Origin of the sequence: Photorhabdus khanii NC19, from assembly GCF_000517265.1 — a bacterium.
Classification (GTDB): Bacteria; Pseudomonadota; Gammaproteobacteria; order Enterobacterales; family Enterobacteriaceae; genus Photorhabdus; species Photorhabdus khanii.
Genome location: NZ_AYSJ01000010.1, coordinates 2,139 through 2,430, shown reverse-complemented (window position 1 = coordinate 2,430; position 292 = coordinate 2,139). Strand labels below are relative to the sequence as shown.

The following is a 292-nucleotide window of genomic DNA, read 5'->3' as shown; positions in this document are numbered from 1 at the left end:
GTTCAATTTCNNNNAGNCTGGGGTGGAGACAGCCTGGNCATNCTTACGCCATTCCTGCAGGTNGGAACTTACCCGACAAGGAATTTCGCTACCTTAGGACCGTTATANTTACGGCCGCCGNTTACTGGGGCTTCCATCAAGAGCGTNGCACTCACGTGCTAACCCCATCAATTAACCTTCCANCACCGGGCAGGCGTCACACCGNATACGTCCACTTTCCTGTTTGCACAGTGCTGTGTTTTTAATAAACAGTTGCAGCCAGCTGGTCTCTGCGACTGGCTTCTGCTCCNGG

At 53.2% G+C, this 292-nt stretch carries 1 other annotated feature (running past one end of the window).

The features are described from left to right. The first annotated feature begins 33 nt into the window (after nucleotides 1-33). Nucleotides 34-292: a sequence feature (most likely nonfunctional fraction of RNA operon), on the top strand; it runs 2,138 nt beyond the window's last position.